The sequence below is a fragment of the Mesorhizobium sp. M0618 genome, assembly GCF_040320765.1.
Classification (GTDB): domain Bacteria; phylum Pseudomonadota; class Alphaproteobacteria; order Rhizobiales; family Rhizobiaceae; genus Mesorhizobium.
The window spans coordinates 1-916 of record NZ_JAMYQH010000077.1 but is presented as its reverse complement, the minus strand read 5'-3'; the positions used below and the strand labels follow the sequence as shown (position 1 = coordinate 916).

At 64.3% G+C, this 916-nt stretch carries 1 protein-coding gene; it reads left to right on the top strand.

Going from position 1 to position 916, the window contains the following annotated elements; all coding sequences use genetic code 11:
- Nucleotides 1-823: IS5 family transposase (locus tag NKJ04_RS33585; RefSeq protein WP_352680112.1), on the top strand; the 823-nt coding region annotated here is incomplete at its 5' end.
- Nucleotides 824-916: the final 93 nt, after the last annotated feature.

The following is a 916-nucleotide window of genomic DNA, read 5'->3' as shown; positions in this document are numbered from 1 at the left end:
AGGCCGGCCTGCCTACAATTCGTTGGTGATGTTCAAGGCGCTTCTGCTGCAGTCCTTGTATGGACTGTCGGACAGCGAACTGGAGGAGGCGCTCGCCGATCGGCTGTCGTTCCGCCGCTTCGTTGGGCTGACGCTCGAAGAGACGGTGCCCGACCACACCACGCTCAACCGCTTTCGCAATCGTCTCGTCGAGGCGGGGCTTCTGGAGAAGCTGTTTGGCGAACTGGACCGTCAGTTGGACAAGGCCGGGCTGATCCTGCGGCGCGGTACGATGCTCGATGCCACGGTGATCGAGACGGCGGCGGCACGGCCACCCAGTGGAACGGCGCACGAGGCCGGCGAGGCTGGCGATCCCGATGCCGGCTTTACACGCCGGCAGGGCAAGCCTGGCTCCTCCTATGGCTACAAGGCCCATGTCGGTGTCGACCAGGGCTCTGGCCTGATCCGCCGGGTGAGAACGACAGCGGCCAACGTCAACGACACGGTCGAGGCAGATCATCTGATCTGTGGCGACGAAGGCGCAGTGCTGGCGGATGCGGCCTATCACACCAAGGCGCGCCAGGTATTGCTGAGGGAGCGCGGGATCAAGCCAAGACTGATGCGGCGCGCCAACAAGCATCATCCGCATCTGCCAGCGCGCCTGAAGCATTTCAACCGGCTCATTGCGCGGCAACGCTTCGCCGTCGAGACGACCTTTGCCACCTTGAAGAACCGCATGCGGCTTTGCGCCATCCGCTACCGCGGCTTGGCCAAGGCGGCAGGACAGATCCTCATCGCCGCCATGGCCTTCAACATGCGCCGCTGGGTGACGCTGGCGACCTAATACAGGGTCGCATTGCGCCCGAAATCCGCCGAACCCGTCAAACCCCAGCCAATCCGGCCTCAAACCCGAGCCGCAAGGCACCCCACATTGGCC